The sequence below is a fragment of the Amycolatopsis acididurans genome (assembly GCF_012328925.1).
In the GTDB taxonomy this organism is placed as follows: Bacteria; Actinomycetota; Actinomycetes; order Mycobacteriales; family Pseudonocardiaceae; genus Amycolatopsis_E; species Amycolatopsis_E acididurans.
The window spans coordinates 51,945-70,856 of record NZ_JAAXLS010000032.1 but is presented as its reverse complement, the minus strand read 5'-3'; the positions used below and the strand labels follow the sequence as shown (position 1 = coordinate 70,856).

17 protein-coding genes are annotated in these 18,912 nt (G+C 71.1%); 16 read left to right on the top strand and 1 reads right to left on the bottom strand.

Annotated features, from left to right (window positions below):
• Nucleotides 1–153 precede the first annotated feature (153 nt).
• The 16 genes from HFP15_RS30500 to HFP15_RS30425 all read left to right on the top strand — a co-directional run bounded on the left by HFP15_RS30500 (nt 154) and on the right by HFP15_RS30425 (nt 18,165).
• Nucleotides 154–2,055: a peptidoglycan D,D-transpeptidase FtsI family protein gene (locus HFP15_RS30500; protein ID WP_376768906.1), complete on the top strand. Its 1,902-nt coding sequence runs from the start codon at nt 154–156 to the stop codon at nt 2,053–2,055.
• 305 nt (nt 2,056–2,360) lie between these two features.
• A complete protein-coding gene (locus HFP15_RS30495) occupies nt 2,361–3,908 on the top strand; it encodes a UDP-N-acetylmuramoyl-L-alanyl-D-glutamate--2,6-diaminopimelate ligase (RefSeq protein WP_312871823.1) in 1,548 nt (515 codons plus the stop codon).
• Complete coding sequence (locus HFP15_RS30490; RefSeq protein ID WP_168520225.1) at nt 3,905–5,371, top strand: UDP-N-acetylmuramoyl-tripeptide--D-alanyl-D-alanine ligase; 1,467 nt, start codon at nt 3,905–3,907, stop codon at nt 5,369–5,371. Before HFP15_RS30495 ends, HFP15_RS30490 begins: the two co-directional genes overlap by 4 nt.
• Complete coding sequence (mraY, locus tag HFP15_RS30485) at nt 5,368–6,447, top strand: phospho-N-acetylmuramoyl-pentapeptide-transferase (protein ID WP_168520224.1); 1,080 nt, start codon at nt 5,368–5,370, stop codon at nt 6,445–6,447. The genes HFP15_RS30490 and mraY overlap by 4 nt, the downstream gene beginning before the upstream one ends.
• Before the next feature lie 3 nt (nt 6,448–6,450).
• Nucleotides 6,451–7,827, top strand: a complete 1,377-nt coding sequence (gene murD / locus HFP15_RS30480; RefSeq protein ID WP_168520223.1) for a UDP-N-acetylmuramoyl-L-alanine--D-glutamate ligase — start codon at nt 6,451–6,453, stop codon at nt 7,825–7,827.
• Nucleotides 7,814–9,232: a putative lipid II flippase FtsW gene (gene ftsW / locus HFP15_RS30475; protein WP_168520222.1), complete on the top strand. Its 1,419-nt coding sequence runs from the start codon at nt 7,814–7,816 to the stop codon at nt 9,230–9,232. Before murD ends, ftsW begins: the two co-directional genes overlap by 14 nt.
• Complete coding sequence (gene murG / locus HFP15_RS30470; protein WP_168520221.1) at nt 9,229–10,329, top strand: undecaprenyldiphospho-muramoylpentapeptide beta-N-acetylglucosaminyltransferase; 1,101 nt, start codon at nt 9,229–9,231, stop codon at nt 10,327–10,329. Before ftsW ends, murG begins: the two co-directional genes overlap by 4 nt.
• Complete coding sequence (gene murC / locus HFP15_RS30465; protein ID WP_168520220.1) at nt 10,326–11,714, top strand: UDP-N-acetylmuramate--L-alanine ligase; 1,389 nt, start codon at nt 10,326–10,328, stop codon at nt 11,712–11,714. Before murG ends, murC begins: the two co-directional genes overlap by 4 nt.
• Nucleotides 11,714–12,520, top strand: coding sequence for a cell division protein FtsQ/DivIB (locus HFP15_RS30460; protein ID WP_168520219.1), 807 nt, complete (start codon nt 11,714–11,716; stop codon nt 12,518–12,520). The genes murC and HFP15_RS30460 overlap by 1 nt, the downstream gene beginning before the upstream one ends.
• Before the next feature lie 189 nt (nt 12,521–12,709).
• Nucleotides 12,710–14,017, top strand: coding sequence for a cell division protein FtsZ (gene ftsZ / locus HFP15_RS30455; RefSeq protein WP_168520218.1), 1,308 nt, complete (start codon nt 12,710–12,712; stop codon nt 14,015–14,017).
• Between the two features lie 56 nt (nt 14,018–14,073).
• A complete protein-coding gene (gene pgeF / locus HFP15_RS30450; protein WP_168520217.1) occupies nt 14,074–14,781 on the top strand; it encodes a peptidoglycan editing factor PgeF in 708 nt (235 codons plus the stop codon).
• Nucleotides 14,771–15,490: a YggS family pyridoxal phosphate-dependent enzyme gene (locus HFP15_RS30445; protein ID WP_168520216.1), complete on the top strand. Its 720-nt coding sequence runs from the start codon at nt 14,771–14,773 to the stop codon at nt 15,488–15,490. The genes pgeF and HFP15_RS30445 overlap by 11 nt, the downstream gene beginning before the upstream one ends.
• Nucleotides 15,491–15,558: 68 nt before the next feature.
• Entirely contained in the window at nt 15,559–16,179 is a 621-nt protein-coding gene (locus tag HFP15_RS30440) for a cell division protein SepF (RefSeq protein ID WP_168520215.1), read from the top strand.
• 177 nt (nt 16,180–16,356) lie between these two features.
• Nucleotides 16,357–16,641, top strand: coding sequence for a YggT family protein (locus HFP15_RS30435; protein ID WP_312871822.1), 285 nt, complete (start codon nt 16,357–16,359; stop codon nt 16,639–16,641).
• A 51-nt stretch (nt 16,642–16,692) separates the two neighbouring features.
• The gene (gene wag31, locus HFP15_RS30430; RefSeq protein ID WP_168520214.1) at nt 16,693–17,535 is read left to right on the top strand and encodes a DivIVA-like cell division protein Wag31; all 843 of its coding nucleotides are present in this window, start codon (nt 16,693–16,695) and stop codon (nt 17,533–17,535) included.
• Between the two features lie 84 nt (nt 17,536–17,619).
• A complete protein-coding gene (locus tag HFP15_RS30425; protein WP_168520213.1) occupies nt 17,620–18,165 on the top strand; it encodes a hypothetical protein in 546 nt (181 codons plus the stop codon).
• Here the strand turns inward: HFP15_RS30425 and HFP15_RS30420 are convergent.
• Nucleotides 18,155–18,907 carry an ArsR/SmtB family transcription factor gene (locus HFP15_RS30420; RefSeq protein ID WP_168520212.1) on the bottom strand — a complete coding sequence of 251 codons (753 nt, stop codon included), beginning with the start codon at nt 18,905–18,907 and terminating at the stop codon, nt 18,155–18,157. The genes HFP15_RS30425 and HFP15_RS30420 overlap by 11 nt on opposite strands.
• Nucleotides 18,908–18,912: the final 5 nt, after the last annotated feature.

Below are 18,912 nucleotides of genomic sequence, written 5' to 3'. Positions count from 1 at the left end.
GGCCACCCCGCCGGCCACCCCGGCCGCGCCGCCGCAGCAGCAACAGGCCACGCAACCTCCCGCACAGCAGCAGGGAACGAGCGCTCCCATCGAAGGCGACGTGCCACAGGGTGAGGAGCAGGCACCGATCGTCATGGACCAGACCGGAGGTCAATGATGCCGCAGCGCGGCGAGCGCCGCCGTCCCTACGCCGCACGGGTCCGCAAGGTCGCCGGACGACCGGTCGCGGCCACCGGCAAGGGCCGGTACGTGGCCGTCCGGGTCATGCTCGTCGGCGTGCTCGTCGTGGCCGGGCTGAAACTGGTGCAGGTACAGGGTTTCCAGGCCAGCGCGCTGGCGGCGAAGGCGGAAAGCCAGCGCACCACCACGATCACCATCCCGGCCAAGCGCGGGTCCATTGAGGACCGTAACGGCACGAAGCTGGCGTTCAGCGTGGAAACCCGCGCGCTGTCGGTCAACCTCCGGCTGATGCGCAAGACCTGGGCCGAGTTCGCGCAGAAGAACCCCACCAAGGGGCAGAACTTCGAAACCCGGGCGGCCGCGGCCGCGAAGTTCCTGGCCGAGAAACTGCCCGGCAAGCTCACCGAAACCGAAGCGCTGGCAGACTTCCACAAGACCCAGGACTTCACCTACCTCGCCGACGGGGTCGAGCCCTCGGTCGCCGAGGAGATCACCCAGAAGTTCCCGGAGATCGGCAGCGAGACGCGGGCGGCGCGGGAGTACCCGGGGAGTACGCTCGCGTCCAATGTGGTCGGTCTGGCGAACTGGCGGATGGACGATCCGGACGTCTCCAAGCACAACCTGCACGGCCTCGACGGACTGGAGCTGACGCGCGACGACGACCTGGCGGGCACGCCGGGCAAGATGATCGCCGACACCGCGCAGGGCAGCGATTCGGTCGTCATCCCGGGCACGGAGCGGGACGCGCAGCCCGCCGTGCCGGGCAACGATCTGGTGCTGACGCTGGATTCCGACGTGCAGTACGCGCTGCAGAGCCAGCTTTCGGACTATGTCGCCAAATCGCACGCCAAGGGCGGCAGTGCGGTCATCATGGACGCCAAGACCGGCGAGATCTACGGGCTGGCCGACGACCGCACGTTCAACCCGAACGATCCGAAGACCTACACCCCGGATCTGATGAACGACAAGGCGGTGACCACACCGTACGAACCCGGTTCGGTGAACAAGCTCGTCACCGCGACCGCGGCGATCGACTCGGGCGTCACCACGCCGGAGGCGGTCAACGTGGTCCCGGGCACGCTCAAGGTCGCCGACCACACCGTGCACGACGCGTGGACGCACGGCACCGTGCACTACACGACGACGGGCATCTTCGCGAAGTCCTCCAACATCGGCACGCTGCTGCTCGCCCAGCAGCTCGGGCCGGACAAGTACATGGACTACCTGAAGCGGTTCGGCATCGGCCAGAACACCGGGCTCGGGCTGCCCGGGGAGAGCCGGGGCTACGTCCCCCCGCGTAACACGTGGACCGGAACGACGTTCGGCAACCTGCCGATCGGGCAGGGCCTTTCCATGACGGTCGTGCAGATGGCCGGGATGTACCAGGCCATCGCGAACAACGGGCTGCGCGTGCAGCCGAGGATCGTCAAGGAAGAGGTCAAACCGGACGGCACCGTGGTGCCCGAGGCCGCGCCGAAGACCGAGCAGGTGGTGAGCCCGCAGACCGCCACTACGGTGCGGAACATGATGCGCTCGGTGGTGCAGAGCGGGAAGAACGGCAACAGCGGCACGGCGCCGACGGCGGCGCTGGAGGGCTACCAGATCTCCGGCAAGACCGGTACCGGCCAGCAGGTCAACCCGGCGACCGGCGCGTACAGCGACTCGATGTACAACATCACCTTCGCGGGGATCCTGCCCGCCGACAACCCGCGTTTCGTGGTGGGCATCTGGCTGGACGCGCCGGACTCGACGCTGCCCGCCGGGCATTCGGCGGCCCCGTTGTTCCACGACATCGCGTCGTATCTGGCGCAGCGCTACCAGATTCCCCTGTCGCAGACCGCGACCCCGTACATGCCACTCCAGGTGGACAACTGACGGTGGTCCCGGCGCTGCCCCGACGCCGCCGCAGCGACCCCCCTCCCGCGAGTCCAGGCTTCCGCGTGCCCGTGTCCGGACTTCCGGGAGGGCGAGTTCACGCCTACGCACACGCGTTCCGCGCCGCAGGCCGGACTCGGCCGCACGCAACCCTGAACTCGCGCTCTTGGAAGCCTGGACTCGCGGGGAGGGGGGATGCGCATACCGGCTGCCGAGGGCGGGGCATGACGTCGGTAACCTTCCGGCCTGTGTCGGTCAACAACGAAGGGCACGGCTCCGCCCGAAGGCAGGTCCCGGACAGCCCGGTGAAAGCCGTGGCGGTACCGCCGCGGCCGGAACGGACGGATCCCGTCCCGCTCACCACTCTCGCCGCTCGCGCCGACGCCCGGCTCATCACCGAACTGCATGCCACGGAACCGGCGGTGACCGGTGCGACGCTGCGGGCGCAGCACGTCCTGCCCGGCGACCTGTTCGCCGCGCTGCCCGGCGCCCGCGCGCACGGCGCGGACTTCGCGGCACAGGCCATCGCGGCCGGGGCCGCCGCCGTGCTGACCGACGAGGCCGGCGCCGAGCGGCCCGCGCTGCGCGACGCGGGCGTGCCGGTGCTGCTGCACCCCGATCCGCGTGGCGTGCTCGGCTCGATCGCCGCGTGGATCTACGGCGAGCCCTCGCTCCAGCTGGCCGTGCTGGGCGTCACCGGCACCTCCGGCAAGACCACCACCTCCTATCTGGTCGAGTCGGGCCTGCGCGCCGCCGGGCGCAGCACCGGCCTGATCGGCACCGTCGAGACCCGGATCGCGGGGGAGCGGCTCACCAGCGCCTTCACCACGCCCGAGGCCCCCGATCTGCAGGCGCTGCTCGCGGTGATGCTCGAACAGGGCGTCACGCACGTGCCGATGGAGGTCTCCAGCCACGCGCTCGCGCTCGGCCGCGTCAACGGCACCCGCTTCACCGTCGGCGCGTTCACCAACCTCTCCCAGGACCACCTGGACTTCCACCGCGACATGGAGGAGTACTTCGCCGCGAAGGCGAAGCTGTTCGACGGCCGTTCGACCACCGAGATCGTCGTCGTCGACACCGCGTGGGGGCAGGCGCTGGTCACCCCGCACACCATCACCGTCTCCACCGAGGCCGGCGTCGACGCCGCGTGGACGGCCGGCGACCTCGCCTCCATGCCCACCGGTGAGCAGTCGTTCACCATCCACGGGCCCGAGGGCCGCACCGGGCGGGTGAACCTGCCGCTGCCGGGCACGTTCAACGTCGCCAACGCGCTGCTGGCCGCCGCGATACTGGACGCCACCGGGGTGTCGATGGACGACATCGTCGCCGGGCTGGCCGCGGTCGAGGTGCCCGGCCGGATGGAACGCGTCGACCTCGGCCAGGAGTTCACCGCCGTCGTCGACTACGCGCACAAGCCCGCCGCGGTCGCCGAGGCGCTGGACGCGCTGCGCGCCCGCGTCGGCGGCCGGATCATCACGGTGCTCGGCTGTGGCGGAGACCGTGACACCGGCAAGCGCCCGATGATGGGCGAGGCCGCGGCCAAACGCAGCGAAGTGCTGATCGTGACCGACGACAATCCGCGTTCGGAGGACCCGGCCCTGATCCGTGCCGCGATGCTCACCGGGGCCCGGTCGGCGGGCGCCAGGGGCAAGGTCATGGAGATCGGGGACCGGCGCGCGGCCATCGCCAGGGCGGTGGAGCTGGCCGCACCGGGCGACGTGGTGCTGATCGCGGGGAAGGGGCACGAGACGGGCCAGGAGATGGCCGGGGTCGTGCATCCCTTCTCCGACCGCGAGGAGCTGGCGGCCGCCATCCGCCACCGGCTCGAGGGACAACCAGGAGTATCCGCTTGATCTCGCTCAGCCTGGCGGAGATCGCCAGTATCGTCGGCGGCCGGCTGCACGGCACCGACGGAAGTCCGATCGTGACCGGCAGCGTCGAGTTCGACTCGCGCAAGCTCACCCCGGGCGGGCTGTTCCTCGCCCTGCCCGGGGAGAAGGTCGACGGCCACTCCTTCGCCGCGCGGGCGGTCGAGGCCGGTGCCGCCGGGGTGCTGGCCGCCCGCGAGGTCGACGCGCCCGCCGTCATCGTGCCGCCGCTGGCGCCCGGTCAGGCCCACGAGCGCTCGGTCGCGCTCACCGCGGACCGCGACGGGGCGGGCGCCGCCGTGCTCGCCGCGCTGGGCAAGCTCGCGCGGCACGTGGTGACGGTGCTCTCGCAGCGGCAGCTGACCGTCGTCGGGGTGACCGGCTCGTCCGGCAAGACCTCCACCAAGGACCTCATCGCGCAGCTGCTCGAACCGCTCGGCCCGACGGTGGCCCCGCCCGGGTCGTTCAACAACGAGCTGGGCCATCCCTGGACCGCGCTGCGCGCCGACGAGACGACGCGGCACCTCGTGCTGGAGATGTCCGCGCGGGGGCCGGGGCACATCGCCGAACTGGCCGCCATCGCCCCGCCGCGCATCGGCGTGGTGCTCAACGTGGGCAGCGCGCACGTGGGCGAGTTCGGTTCGCGCGAGGGGATCGCCAAGACCAAGGGCGAACTCGTCGAGGCGCTGCCCGCCGAGGGGCTGGCCGTGCTCAACTACGACGACCCGCTGGTGAAGGCGATGGCGAGCCGGACGAAGGCGCGCATCGTCGGCGTCGGCGAGCATCCGGACGCCGGCGTCCGCGCCGAGGACATCACCCTCGACGAGCAGGCGCGCGCGTCCTTCCGGCTGGTGACCGCGCACGGCGAGGCGCCGGTGACGCTGCCGCTCTACGGCGAGCACCACGTCGGCAACGCGCTTTCGGCCGCCGCGGTCGCGCTGGAACTCGGCTCGAGCGTGGCGGAGGTCGCGGCCCGGCTGTCCAGTGTGGAGCGACGCTCCGCGCGCCGGATGGAGGTCACCACCCGCGCCGACGGCGTGACGGTCCTCAACGACTCCTACAACGCCAATCCCGAGTCCGTGCGGGCCGCGCTGAAGGCCCTCGCCTCGATGAGCCGCGGCGGGCAGCGACGATCTTGGGCGGTCCTCGGTGTGATGGGCGAACTGGGTGCGGATAGCGTGTCCGCGCACGACGAGATCGGCCGCCTCGCGGTCCGGCTCAACATCGGCAAGCTCGTTGTCGTCGGCGCGGATGCCGCGGCCATGCACCAGGGTGCCAGCCATGAGGGATCCTGGGGCGAGGAGTCGGTACTGGTACCCGACGCCGGCGCGGCTGTCGAGCTGCTGCGCGAGCAGCTGAGCCCCGGTGACGTCGTGCTGGTCAAGGCTTCCAAGGTCGCCGAGCTCTGGCGGGTGGCCGACGCATTGCTTGAGGATGGTGTTGCGTGATCAGCATTCTGATCGCGGCCGGGATCGGTCTGGGCGTGTCGATCTTGCTCACGCCCTACCTGATCCGGGTGTTCTCCCGGCAGGGCTTCGGGCAGGAGATCCGGGAGGAGGGCCCGCAGGGCCACAAGTCCAAGCGCGGCACGCCCACGATGGGCGGGGTCGCGATCATCGTCGCGATGGTCGTCGGCTACTTCGCCGCGCACCTGGTGAACTGGCTGGCCTACCACCGGGACGGACCCTCGGTCTCGGGCCTGCTCGTGCTCTTCCTCGCCGTCGGGCTCGGCATCGTCGGGTTCCTCGACGACTTCATCAAGATCCGCAAGCAGCGCAACCTCGGCCTGAACAAGACCGCGAAACTGGTCGGCCAGCTCGTCGTGGCCGTCACCTTCGGCATCCTCGCGCTGCAGTTCGCGGACCGCTACGGGCTCACCCCGGCCTCGCGGCAGCTGTCCTACGTCCGCGACCTCACGCTGATCACGTTCCCCGCGGTGCTGTTCGTGGTGTTCGTCTACATCGTGGTCTCCGGCTGGTCGAACGCGGTGAACTTCACCGATGGCCTCGACGGCCTGGCCGGCGGCACCTCGGCGATGGTGCTGGCCACCTACGTGGTCATCGCCTTCTGGCAGACCCGCCTGTCGTGCGTGGTGACCCCGCAGGCGGCCTGCTACGACGTGCGCGATCCGCTCGATCTCGCGGTGGTGGCGGCGGCCGCGGCCGGCGCGTGCTGCGGTTTCCTGTGGTGGAACGCCGCGCCCGCGAAGATCTTCATGGGCGACACCGGCTCGCTCGCGCTGGGCGGCCTGGTCGCGGGGCTGTCGATCTGCACCCGCACCGAGCTGCTGGCGATCGTGATCGGCGGGCTGTTCATGGTCGAGATGATCTCGGTGGTGCTGCAGATCGCGGTGTTCCGCACGACGCGGCGACGGCTGTTCCGGATGGCCCCGTTCCATCACCACTTCGAACTCGCGGGATGGGCCGAAACCACGGTGATCATCAGATTCTGGCTGCTGGCCGCGATCTGCTGCATGTTCGGTCTCGGCCTGTTCTACAGCGAGCAGCTCGGCGCGGGAGGGTAGCGAGTGTTCGCGGGACGCGATGTCCTGGTCGCCGGCGCCGGGGTCACCGGCACATCGGCGGTACCCGCGCTGCTGGAACTGGGCGCCCGGGTCACCGTCACCGACGGCAACGCCGAGCGTCTTGCCGAGCTGGAGGGCCTCGGCGCGGAGCTGGTCGCCGGTCTGAGCGCCCCGCCCGAGGGCACGGACCTCGTGGTCACCAGCCCCGGCTGGCGGCCCACGGCGCCGCTGCTGGCCGCCGCGGCCGAGGCGGGCATCGAGGTGATCGGTGACGTCGAGCTGGCCTGGCGGCTGTCCCGGACGCGGGAGAACCCGCCGGTGTGGCTCGCGGTGACCGGCACCAACGGCAAGACCACCACCGTCGGCATGCTGGAGTCGATCCTGCGCGCCGCCGGGGTCAACGCCGTGGCCTGCGGGAACGTGGGCTTCGCGGTGCTGGACGCGGTGTCCGGGGGCTACGACGTGCTCGCGGTGGAACTGTCCAGCTTCCAGCTGCACTGGTCGGCCACGCTCGCCCCGCACGCCTCCGTCGTGCTCAACCTCGCCGAGGACCACCTGGACTGGCACGGCTCGATGGAGGCCTACGCCGCCGACAAGGGCAAGATCTACACCCACGCGGGCACCGTGGTGTTCAACGCCGACGACGCGTGGTCGGCGCGGCTCGCCGCCGGGCACGAGGGCGCCGTCGGGTTCCGGCTGGACACCCCGCGCCCCGGCGAGGTCGGGCTGGTGGAGGACCTGCTGGTGGACCGCGCCTTCGTCGCCGACCCGCGGCACGCCGAGGAGCTGGCCACGGTGCCGGACGTGCGCCCGGCGGGCCCGCACAACGTCGCCAACGCGCTCGCCGCCGCGGCGCTGGCCCGCGCGTACGGCGTGCCCGTGGAAGCGGTGGCCAAGGGGCTGCGCGAGTTCCAGCCGGGCGCGCACCGCGCCGTCGAGGTGGCCGAGATCGACGGGGTCCGCTACATCAACGACTCCAAGGCCACCAACCCGCACGCGGCCGCCGGATCGCTGCTCGCGCATCCCGGCGTCGTCTGGATCGCGGGCGGCCAGCTCAAGGGCGCCTCGGTGGACGAACTGGTCGCCGCGGTGTCCGGGCGGCTGCGGGGAGCCGTGCTGCTGGGCACCGACGCTGGGGTGATCGCGGCCGCTCTCGCGCGACACGCGCCGAATGTCCCCGTTCAGCGGGTCGCGCCGGGTGACGATGATCCCATGAGTGCGGCGGTTGAGGCAGCGCGTGTGCTGGCGCGCCCCGGCGATGTCGTGCTGCTGGCTCCGGCCGCGGCATCGCTGGACATGTTCCGGAACTATGCCCATCGGGGTGATGCCTTCGCCGACGCGGTGAGACAACTCCGGGGTGGCGCGAGTGACCGCGGTTGAGGACAAGCCCGGGCAGAGCACCGCACGCGGCTCGCGGCGCAAGCGGGAGGCCCGCCTCGGCGCGCTGACGGCCTGGCTGTCGCGCCCGCTGGCCGATTTCCACCTCGTGCTGGCGCTGACCGGGCTGCTGACCGTCATCGGCGTGGTGATGGTGCTGTCGGCCTCGTCGGTCTCCTCCGTCGACCCGGCCACCGGCGCCGGGGTGTACTCGCAGTTCAAGAAGCACCTGATCTTCGTGCTCAGCGGCGCGGTGGTGTTCTGGATCGGGCTGCGGCTGCCGATGCGCCGCATCCGCGCGCTGTCCTCGGTCGCGGTGATCGTGTGTCTCGGCATGCTCGCGCTGGTGCTCACCCCGCTGGGCTCGGCGGGCGGCGGCGCGCAGCGCTGGTTCGTGATCGGCGGGTTCTCGGTGCAGCCGGTCGAGTTCACCAAGGTCGCGCTGGCGCTGTGGGGCGCGCACGTGCTGGTGACCAAGTACAACGTGCTACACCAGTGGCGGCATCTCATGGTGCCCGTCGTGCCGGTCGCGCTGCTGATGTTCGCGCTGGTCATGGCCCAGCCGAACCTGTCGGGCACGATCACGCTCGGCGTGGTGCTCGCGTCGCTGCTGTGGTTCGCCGGGGCGCCGAAGCGGCTGTTCGCGGTGCTGCTCGGCGGCGGTGTCGTCGGTGCGGTCACGCTGGCGCTGACCGCGGGCTACCGCCAGTCGCGGGTGCTGTCGTTCCTCTCGCCCGGTTCGGACACCTCCGGTGCGGCCTACCAGGCGACGCAGGCGAAGTACGCCCTGGCCGACGGCGGGCTGTTCGGCAAGGGGCTCGGCCAGGGGCCCTCGAAGTGGGCCTACCTGCCCAACGTGCAGAACGACTTCATCTTCGCCGTCATCGGCGAGGAGCTCGGCTTCATCGGCTGCCTCGTGGTGATCGGCCTGTTCGTCGCGCTGGCGATCGTGGGCCTGCGCATCGCGACCCGCAACCTCGACCCGTGGATCCGGATCGTGGCCGGCACGCTGACCGTGTTCACGGTGTCGCAGGCGGGTATCAACATCGGCTACGTGGTGGGCCTGCTGCCCGTCACCGGTGTCACGCTGCCGTTGATCTCGGCCGGTGGCACGTCGATCTGGGTGACGATGTTCCTGATGGGCGTGCTGGCCAACGCCGCACGGCACGAACCGGAGTCGGTCGCGGCACTGCGTTCGCAGGGACCGGGTAAATTCGGGCGTCTGCTGCGGTTGCCCGCACCCGAGGTCTACCGTCCGCCGTCCCGGCGGCGGGGCAGCGGGCGCGCGAGCACCCCGAAGCGGGACAGGCCGTCCGCGCGTGGCGAGCGCTCCACCCAACCGGCGGAGCGGCGGCGCCAGGGACGAGCGGACTACGGTAGACGTTCGAGTCGAAGAGGAACCACGTGAGCAAGGCCGTCACTGGCAAAGCCCCCACGGTCGTCGTGGCGGGCGGGGGCACCGCCGGACACATCGAGCCCGCGATGGCGCTGGCCGACGCGGTGAAGCGCCTCAATCCCGAGGCCCACGTGGTGGCGCTGGGCACGCCACGGGGGCTGGAGAACGACCTCGTGCCCGCGCGCGGGTATCCGCTGGAACTCGTCCCGCCGGTACCGCTGCCGCGCAAGCCCACCACGGATCTGCTGCGCCTGCCGCTGCGGATCCGCGACTCGGTCAGGCAGACCCGGCAGGTGCTGGACAAGGTCGGCGCGGACGTGGTCGTCGGGTTCGGCGGCTACGTGTCGCTGCCCGCCTACTTCGCCGCGCGCGGCCGGGTGCCGATCGTGGTGCACGAGGCCAACCAGTCGCCGGGGCTGGCCAACCGGGTGGGCGCGCGGTTCGCCAAGCGTGTCGCGGTCGCGGTGCCGGGCACGCCGTTGCCCGGCGCGGAGGTCGTCGGCATCCCGCTGCGCCGCTCGATCACGTCGCTGGACCGCGCGGAACTGCGGGCCGAGGCGCGCAAGCATTTCGGGCTCGACCCGGACGCGCCGACGCTGCTGGTGTTCGGCGGTTCGCAGGGCGCGCGCTCGATCAACAACGCGGTGTCCGGTGCCGCCAAGGAACTCGCCGACGCCGGGATCGGCGTGCTGCACGCGCACGGGCCGAAGAACACGTTGGCGGTACAGGAATTCCCGGGCCGCCCGCCGTATGTGCCGGTGCCCTACCTGGAACGCATGGACCTCGCCTACGCCGCCGCCGACGTGGTGCTGTGCCGGTCGGGCGCCATGACCGCCGCCGAGGTCTCGGCGGTCGGCCTGCCCGCGGTGTTCGTGCCGCTGCCACACGGCAACGGCGAGCAGGCGGTCAACGCGCGCCCCGCGGTGGACGCGGGTGCGGCGCTCATGGTCGACGACGCCGACCTGACGCCGGCGAAGGTGGTCGAGCTGGTCATCCCGCTGGTGACCGACGCGGCGCGGGTCGCGAAGATGAGCGCCGCCGCGGTCGGTCTCGGCCACCGCGAGGCCGACGAGGTGCTCGCCCGGATCGTGCTGGAGGCGGCCAAGTGAACGTGCCGGAACAACTGAGCCGGGCCCACCTGATCGGCATCGGCGGGGCCGGGATGAGCGGTATCGCGCGGATTCTGCTGGCTCGCGGCGCGCACGTGTCGGGCTCCGACGCCAAGGACTCGCGCACGTTTCTGACGCTGCGGGCGCAGGGCGCGCGGATCGAGATCGGGCAGCGCGCGGAGAATCTCGGGGATCCCTCGGCGGTCGTCGTGTCCACGGCGATCAAGGAGACCAACCCCGAACTGGCCGCGGCCCGCGAACGCGGAATCCCCGTGCTGCACCGGGCAAAGGCGCTCGCGCTGCTGATGGACGGCCACCGCGTCGCGTGCATCGCCGGCACGCACGGCAAGACCTCGACCACGTCGATGCTGACCGTCGCGTTGCAGCACTGCCGCAAGGACCCGTCGTTCGCGATCGGCGGCGACCTCAACGAGTCCGGGGCCAACGCGCATCACGGTGAGGGCGGCATTTTCGTCGCGGAGGCCGACGAGAGCGACGGCTCGTTTCTGAACTACACGCCCTCGGTCGCGGTCGTCACCAACGTCGAGCCCGATCATCTCGACCACCACGGCACGGCCGAGGCGTATTCGGCCGTGTTCACCGAATTCGTGAAGCGCATCCAGCCGGGCGGGCTGCTCATCGTGTGCGGCGACGACCCGGCCGCGAACGCGCTCGCCGACCACGCCGAGGGCGTGCGGGTGCGCCGCTACGGCCGTTCGGTCACCGGCGAGGACGACGCGCGAGTACTGGACTACCGGCCCGCCGAGAGCGGGGGAGTGCTCCGGCTTTCCTTGTCCGGCAGGGAAATCGAGATCCGGGTCGCGGTGCCCGGCGAGCACATGGCGCTCAACGCGGTGGCCGCGCTGCTCGCCGGTCTCGAACTCGGCGCGCCCGCGGAGGGACTGGCCGAGGGACTGGCCGCGTTCGGCGGCGTCCGGCGCCGGTTCGAGTTCAAGGGCCGATCCGGCGACGTCCGCGTCTACGACGACTACGCACACCACCCGACGGAGGTCGCCGCGCAGTTGCGCGCGGTGCGGCACGCGGCGGGCAACGGGCGCGTCGTCGTGGTCTTCCAGCCACACCTGTACTCCCGCACGAAGACGTTCGCCACGGAGTTCGCGCAGGCGCTCTCGCACGCGGACGAGGTCGTCGTGCTCGACGTCTACGGTGCGCGTGAGGAGCCGGTGCCCGGGGTTTCCGGCGCGCTCATCGCCGAACGGATCCAGGGGCCGGGCGTGCACTACGAACCCGCGTTCGACCGGGTGGTGCCGCTGGCCGCGGATCTGGTGAAACCGGGCGACCTGCTGGTCACGATGGGGGCGGGCGACGTCACCACGCTCGGCCCGGAGATCCTCGCCGAACTCGACCGGCGCGCGGGATCCTGATGGCGACGCGGACGAGGACCAGGCAGCGGGAGGAGCGGCGGCGGCCGGCGGCGGGCCGCGGCATGGGCCGTCCGGTCCGCAGCCGCCGTGGCCGCCGTCCGCTCACCGCGCGGCAGAAGACCGGCACCGGGATCAGCCGCCGGAAAGCGTTGCGGCGCCGCTGGGTCGCGCTGCTGACCGTGCTGACCGTCGCGGCCGTGGTGTACCTCATGGGGTTCACCTCGTTGCTCGGCGTGCGCTCGGTGGAGATCACCGGCGCGTCGAGCGTGCCCGCCGACCAGATCCGCGCGGCCGCCGACGTGCCCGACCGCAAGCCGATGCTGACGCTCGACACCGACGGGATCGCCGACCGGGTACGGCGACTGCCCGGCGTCGCCACGGTCGACGTGTCGCGGTCCTGGCCGTCCACGGTGGAAATCAGCGTCACCGAACGGACACCGATCGGATTCTTCAACGGCACCGGCGGGGTGCATCTGGTCGACGGCACCGGATTCGACTACAAGACGGTGCAGAACAAGCCGGCGAAACTGCCGGAGCTGAGCCTGGCCCGCGTGGCACCGGACGACGCCGTCACGAAATCCGTCATCGCGGTGCTCACCTCGTTGCCCCCCGGCCTCAAGGACCAGGTCACGAGCGTGCGCGCGAAAACCCCGGGTGGCGTGGAATTCACCCTCGCCAACGGCAAGGTCGTGCGCTGGGGCAGCGCGCAGGACGCCGAGCGCAAGGCCAAGGTGCTCGCGGTGCTGTTGACGCGCGAGGGAAACACCTACGACGTCGCCAGTCCCGAGCTACCCACAGTGTCCTAACGGGACAGCCCGGTGTTTCGAGAAACAGTTGTCCGACACGCGGCGTGGCTGCTGGATTCCGGCGGAGCTGATCCCTACCGTCCTGCAACAAGCTGGAAGTTGACATAACTCTAAGCCTCGAGTTCAGGTTCAGGGTTGCGACACTCCCGGCGAGCGGTACGAGTACTCACGATCAGGAAGGCGGACCCGATGACGCCCCCGCACAACTACCTCGCGGTGATCAAGGTCGTCGGCATCGGCGGCGGCGGTGTCAACGCCGTCAACCGCATGATCGAGGTCGGCCTCAAGGGTGTCGAGTTCATCGCGGTGAACACCGACGCGCAGGCACTGCTGATGTCCGACGCCGATGTCAAGCTCGACATCGGCCGCGAGCTGACCCGCGGCCTCGGTGCCGGCGCCAACCCCGAGGTGGGGCACAAGGCGGCCGAAGACCACCGCGAGGAGATCGAGGAGGTGCTCAAGGGCGCCGACATGGTCTTCGTCACCGCGGGAGAGGGCGGCGGCACGGGCACCGGTGGCGCACCGGTCGTCGCGTCGATCGCGCGCAAGCTGGGCGCGCTGACGATCGGCGTGGTGACCCGGCCGTTCACCTTCGAGGGCAAGCGGCGCGGCAAGCAGGCCGAGGACGGCATCCAGCAGCTGCGCAACGAATGCGACACGCTGATCGTGATCCCGAACGACCGGCTGCTGCAGCTCGGCGACATCGGCGTGAGCCTGATGGACGCGTTCCGTTCGGCCGACGAGGTGCTGCTCTCCGGTGTGCAGGGCATCACCGACCTGATCACCACGCCGGGTCTGATCAACCTCGACTTCGCCGACGTCAAGAGCGTCATGTCGGGCGCGGGCAGCGCGCTGATGGGTATCGGATCGGCGCGCGGCGAGGGAAGGGCGGTGCAGGCCGCCGAGAAGGCCATCAACTCGCCGCTGCTGGAAGCCTCGATGGAGGGCGCGCACGGAGCGCTGCTGTCCATCGCGGGCGGGTCCGATCTGGGCCTGTTCGAGATCAACGAGGCCGCGTCGCTGGTGCAGGAGGCCGCGCACCCCGAGGCCAACATCATCTTCGGCACGATCATCGACGACTCGCTCGGCGACGAGGTCCGGGTCACGGTGATCGCGGCCGGATTCGACGCCGGTGCGCCGACGCACAAGAAGCTGGAGCCGCCCGCCGTGGGCTCGCGCGGTTCGACCACGGTGTCCGCCGAGGCGGGCCAGGTGCGGACCCCGCCGCCTGCCGCACAGACCCCGCCCGCGTCGAGCGCTTTCCCGCCGCCGAGGACGTCCTCGCCCGCACCCGCGAGCCAGCAGCCGTCGCCGAGCTATCCGGCGCCGTCCGCGCAGCCGCAGCAACCGCAGTCGCCGTCGCTGCCGCAGCCCGGTGGCACCCGCGGCTACTCGTCCGCGCGCACCGGTCAGGGCAGCCTGCCCGGCCGCGCCGTGCCGGTCACCGACGACCCCTCCGACGACGAGGTCGACGTTCCCCCCTTCATGCGCCGCTGATCGTCCCGGACGGCCGCCGCGAGGGAGTCGCACACCAGGTATGGGAAGGTGGAGGGGTGCGAGTTCGGCGGGTGGTGACAACTCGGGTCGGCGGGTTTTCGACCGGTGAGTTCGAATCGTTCAACCTCGGAGATCACGTCGGCGACGAGCCGGGTGCGGTGGCGGCCAACCGCGAACGGCTGGCCGGTGAGCTGGGCCTGAAGTCGGTCTGCTGGATGGAGCAGGTGCACGGGCGGACCGTCGCGGTCGTCGACGGCACCGAGACCGAGCCCGCCGAGGCCACCGACGCGCTCGTCACGGCCACCCCCGGCGTCGCGGTCGCGGTGCTGGTCGCCGACTGCGTTCCGGTGCTGCTCGGCGATCCGGAGGCCGGGGTGGTGGCCGCGGTGCACGCGGGCCGCGTCGGGGCACGGGTCGGCGTCATCCCGGCCACGCTGCGCGCGATGGCGGACCTCGGCGCGCGGCCCGGCCGCATCGAGGTGCTGCTCGGGCCGGCGATCTGCGGCGAGTGCTACGAGGTCCCCGCCGAGATGGCCAAGGACGTGGAACGGCACCTGCCCGGCAGCGCGAGCAAGACCCGCAAGGGAACCTCCGGTCTCGACCTGCGGGCCGGGCTGTGGCGGCAGCTCGCGGACGCCGGCGTCGGCAAGATCGGCGTCGATCCGCGCTGCACCTTCGAGGAGCCGAGCCTGTTCAGCTATCGCCGCGACGGCAGCACCGGCCGCATCGCGGGCGTCACCTGGATCGACCCGGATGACGACTGAGGACCGCAAGGCCGAGCTGGCCAAATCACTGGCCGAGGTCGAAGCACGCATCGAGCGGGCCTGCGCCGGAGCGGGCCGGTCCCGCGACGAGGTGCGGATGCTCGCCGTCACCAAGACTTTCCCGGCCACCGACGCCGCCCTGCTCACCGACCTCGGCGTGACCGATCTCGCCGAGAACCGCGACCAGGAGGCGGGCCCGAAGGCCGAGGAGGTCGCCCGGCTGCGCCCGGACGCCGCGCCGCGCTGGCACATGGTCGGCAGGCTGCAGCGCAACAAGGCGCGTTCGGTGGTGCGGTGGGCCGCCGAGGTGCAGTCCGTCGACTCGGTCCGGCTGGCCGACGCGCTCGACAAGGCGGTGGCCGCCCAGGAGCGCCCGCCGCTGGACGTGCTCATCCAGGCAAGCCTCGACGACGACCCCGGGCGCGGGGGCTGCCCGCTGCCCGGACTCGCCGCGCTCGCCGACCACATCGCCCGCGCGGGTGGCCTTCGATTGCGTGGCCTGATGGCCGTCGCGCCGCTGCGCGCCGACCCGGCCGCGGCGTTCGAACGACTGGCCCGAGCGGCGGAAACGTTGCGCCACGAGCATCCGGAGGCCACCGAACTGTCCGCGGGGATGAGTGGTGATCTTGAACAGGCGATCGCGCATGGTTCGACCTGTGTGCGTGTCGGAACCGCGTTGCTCGGCGGACGCGGTTTAGCCTCGCCCTAGCGAGTCACCCGGAAGTGCGCTGGCGTGCGGCCGGGTTACCAGGTCGAGGGAGCGGCTAGGGAGAAGCCATGAGTGCGCTGAACAAGCTGAAGGCCTACTTCGGCATGATCCCGGCTGACAGTGACGACTACGACGGCTACGGCGATTACGACGCGCCCGGGGACTACCGGCGTGACTACGACGACGGCGGTTACGAGCCCGGCTACGACGGTGACTTCGAGGAGGAGGCCGCATCCGTGCGGCCCCGGCGGCGTTACCGCGGCGAGTTCGAGGACGAGCCGCTGGCCAGGCCGCGCGCCGCCGTGCGCGAGCCCGCGGTGCACGGGGCGCTGGCCGTGGACCGGCAGCCGGAGCCCGTGGCGCGGCTGCGCCCGGTCGCCGAGCCGGTGCGTGCGACGCAGCGTGACCCGCTGAGCCGCATCACGACGTTGCACCCGAGCAGCTATGTCGAGGCCCGCGCGATCGGCGAGGCCTACCGCGAGGGCGTGCCGGTGATCATCAACCTGACCGCGATGGAGAACGCCGACGCCAAGCGTGTCGTCGACTTCGCGGCCGGGCTGGCGTTCGCGCTGCGCGGGTCGATGGACCGGGTCACCAACAAGGTGTTCCTGCTCTCGCCTCCCGACGTCGAGGTGACCGCGGAGGACCGCAGGCGGATCGCCGAGGGCGGACTGTTCCTTCGTCACTGAACGGAGTGACCTGAGCGCGGAACGTGGCCGGGAAGGCGTAATTGCCCTATGACAGAGCGTGAGATGGTACTCCTTTCAGGTGACATCGTTGGATAAATCACAGTTCGGTTACATGACCCGGACACTTCGGTCTTCCTCGGCGTTCGCGGCGGTCCGGTGATGTGGCAGAGTGGTGATGTGGATGTGGTCTGGCTTGTCATCTACTACGTGCTGTTCGTCTTTTGGCTGCTGCTCACAGCACGTGTAGTGGTTGAACTCGTGCGCGCCTTCGCCAGGGAGTGGCGGCCGGCGGGCGGGGTTGCGGTGACGCTTGAGACCATCTACACAGTGACCGATCCGCCGGTCCGCCTGGTGCGGCGGATCATTCCGATGGTGCGGATTGGCGGCGTCGGACTGGACTTATCGATTATGGTGCTGCTGTTGGTTGTGTTCATACTGATGCAACTGGCGTATCCCGGTTGATCGGGGCTTCCGGGAAGTCGGAGCAGGCCATGGAGTGCGTGAGGTGATCTGATGTCGTTGACCCCCGCTGACGTGCATAACGTCGCGTTCAGCAAGCCACCCATCGGCAAGCGGGGCTACAACGAGGACGAGGTGGATGCATTCCTCGACCTGGTGGAAACCGAGCTGGCCCGGCTCATCGAGGACAACAACGAGCTGCGTCAGCAGGTCGAGCAGCTCGACGCGGAGCTGGAGTCCACTCGTTCCGACCTCGAGTCCGCCCGTGCGGGCGGCGGAGGTTCGCAGGAGACGTCGCGCAGGCTGGCCCCGGTGCCGCCGCCCCCGTCGCCGGTGGAGCAGACCCAGGCCCACTCGATGGCCGACACGGGCGAGCCCAACGTGCAGGCGGCCAAGGTGCTCGGCCTGGCGCAGGAGATGGCCGACCGGCTGACCGCCGAGGCCAAGACCGAGTCCGACGGCATGCTGGCCGAGGCCCGTGCGAAGTCCGAGCAGCTGCTCTCCGACGCGCGGTCCAAGGCGGACTCGATGGTGAACGAGGCGCGCACGCGCGCCGAGACGATGCTGAACGACGCCAGGACCAGGACCGAGACCCTGGAACGGCAGGCGCGCGACAAGGCGACGTCGATGGAGCGCGAGGCACAGCGCAAGTACACCGAGACGATGAACAACCTCAACGCGGAGAAGACCACCCTCGGCAAGAAGATCGAGGAGCTGCGCACGATCGAACGCGAGTACCGCACCCGGCTGCGGGGCTTCCTGGAGTCCCAGCTGCGTGAACTCGACGACCGCGGTTCGGCCGCGCCGGCGTCCGCTTCGGCGTCGTCGGGCAGCTCGAGCTCCGGTTCGAGCAGTGGGCAGGGTTACTCCTTCGGCCCGCGGGCCGAGGCGGGTTGATCGAGGCTTAACGGACAGGAACGGTTCCGGCACTCTTCGGAGAGTCGGAACCGTTCCCCGGATCCCTCCGTGTTGTAATTCACCGTGCTTTTCATCGTTCTCATCCTGGTCCTGGCCGCGCTGGGGTTGCTGGTCACGGCACTGATCACCGCGAACTCGCTGTGGGCCTGGGTCTCGATCGTCTTGTCCGTGCTGGCGGGGCTGCTGCTGGTGGTGGACTACTTCCGCCGCCGGTCGCGGCGTAAGCAGGCGGCGGCCGAACCCGCCGACGCGACCGTCGTGGACGCCGAGCCGGTCGAGTCCGAGGACAGCGAGACCGAGGCCGTCACCTCCGAAACCGACGAGCCCGCCGAGGAGACCGAGGCGGAGCCCGCGCAGGCCGGCGAGGCCGGCGACCCGGCGGAGGAGAAGAGCGCGCCCGCCGATGTCGAGGTGGTCTCGCAGCTGGACGTCGAGGTCGTGGTGGTCGACGAGTATCCGCGCTACCACCTGGTCGAATGCGGCTGGCTCGAAGGCAGGGACACCATCCCGATCGCGGTCAAGGAGGCACGCGACCTCGGCTTCACGCCGTGCGCGCGGTGTGCGCCCGACGCGAAGCTGGCCGGGACGCACCGGGCGGCTACTCGCTGAGCCGCACGTCCAGGCGCTTGCCGATCTCGCGAGCGCCGGTGTCGGTCAGCCGCAGCGCCCGGTGACCGGGCGTGCGGCGTTCGGTCCAGCCCTGCCGGTCGAACGCTGCCGCGACTTCGGCGCCGAGCGCCCCGGCGAGATGGTGGCGCTGTTCGGACCAGTCGAGGCAGAACCGCAGCAGCGGGCGTTTCCGCCGGGCGACCTCGGCCAGATCCACGCCCAAGTCGCGAAGGACCGTCTCCGCGTCCGGGCCGAGCTCGTAGGGATGGCCGGCCAGCGGTTGGGAGATCTTGTCCTCCGGGCGGCGCTCGGTGCTGTCGATGCCGTCGGTCGCGGTCAGCGCCCGCTGGTCCAGTAATGCCGCGGTGACGGCCACCCCGAGCCGACCGGCGAGGTGGTCGTAGCAGGTGCGGGCGAACCGGACGGCCTGTGCACGAGTGCCCGCCCGTAGTGATCTGACCGGTTGCGCCGGAGAAAGCCGGGCCAGCGTCTCCAGCACCTCCCCGACCTCGGGACCGGCCAGCCGGTAGAACCGGTGCCGTCCCGACCGCTCCACCTCGACGAGCCCGGCCTCCCGCAGCTTGGCCAGGTGCGCGCTGGTGCCCTGGGCGGACAGCCCGGCCTCGGCGGCCAGCACGGACGCCGCGAGCGTGCGTCCGTCGCCGAGCGCCATCAGCACCCGCACCCGTGCCTGGTCGGCGAACAGGGCGGCGGTGGTCGCGATATCGGCGTCTCCACGCATGCCTC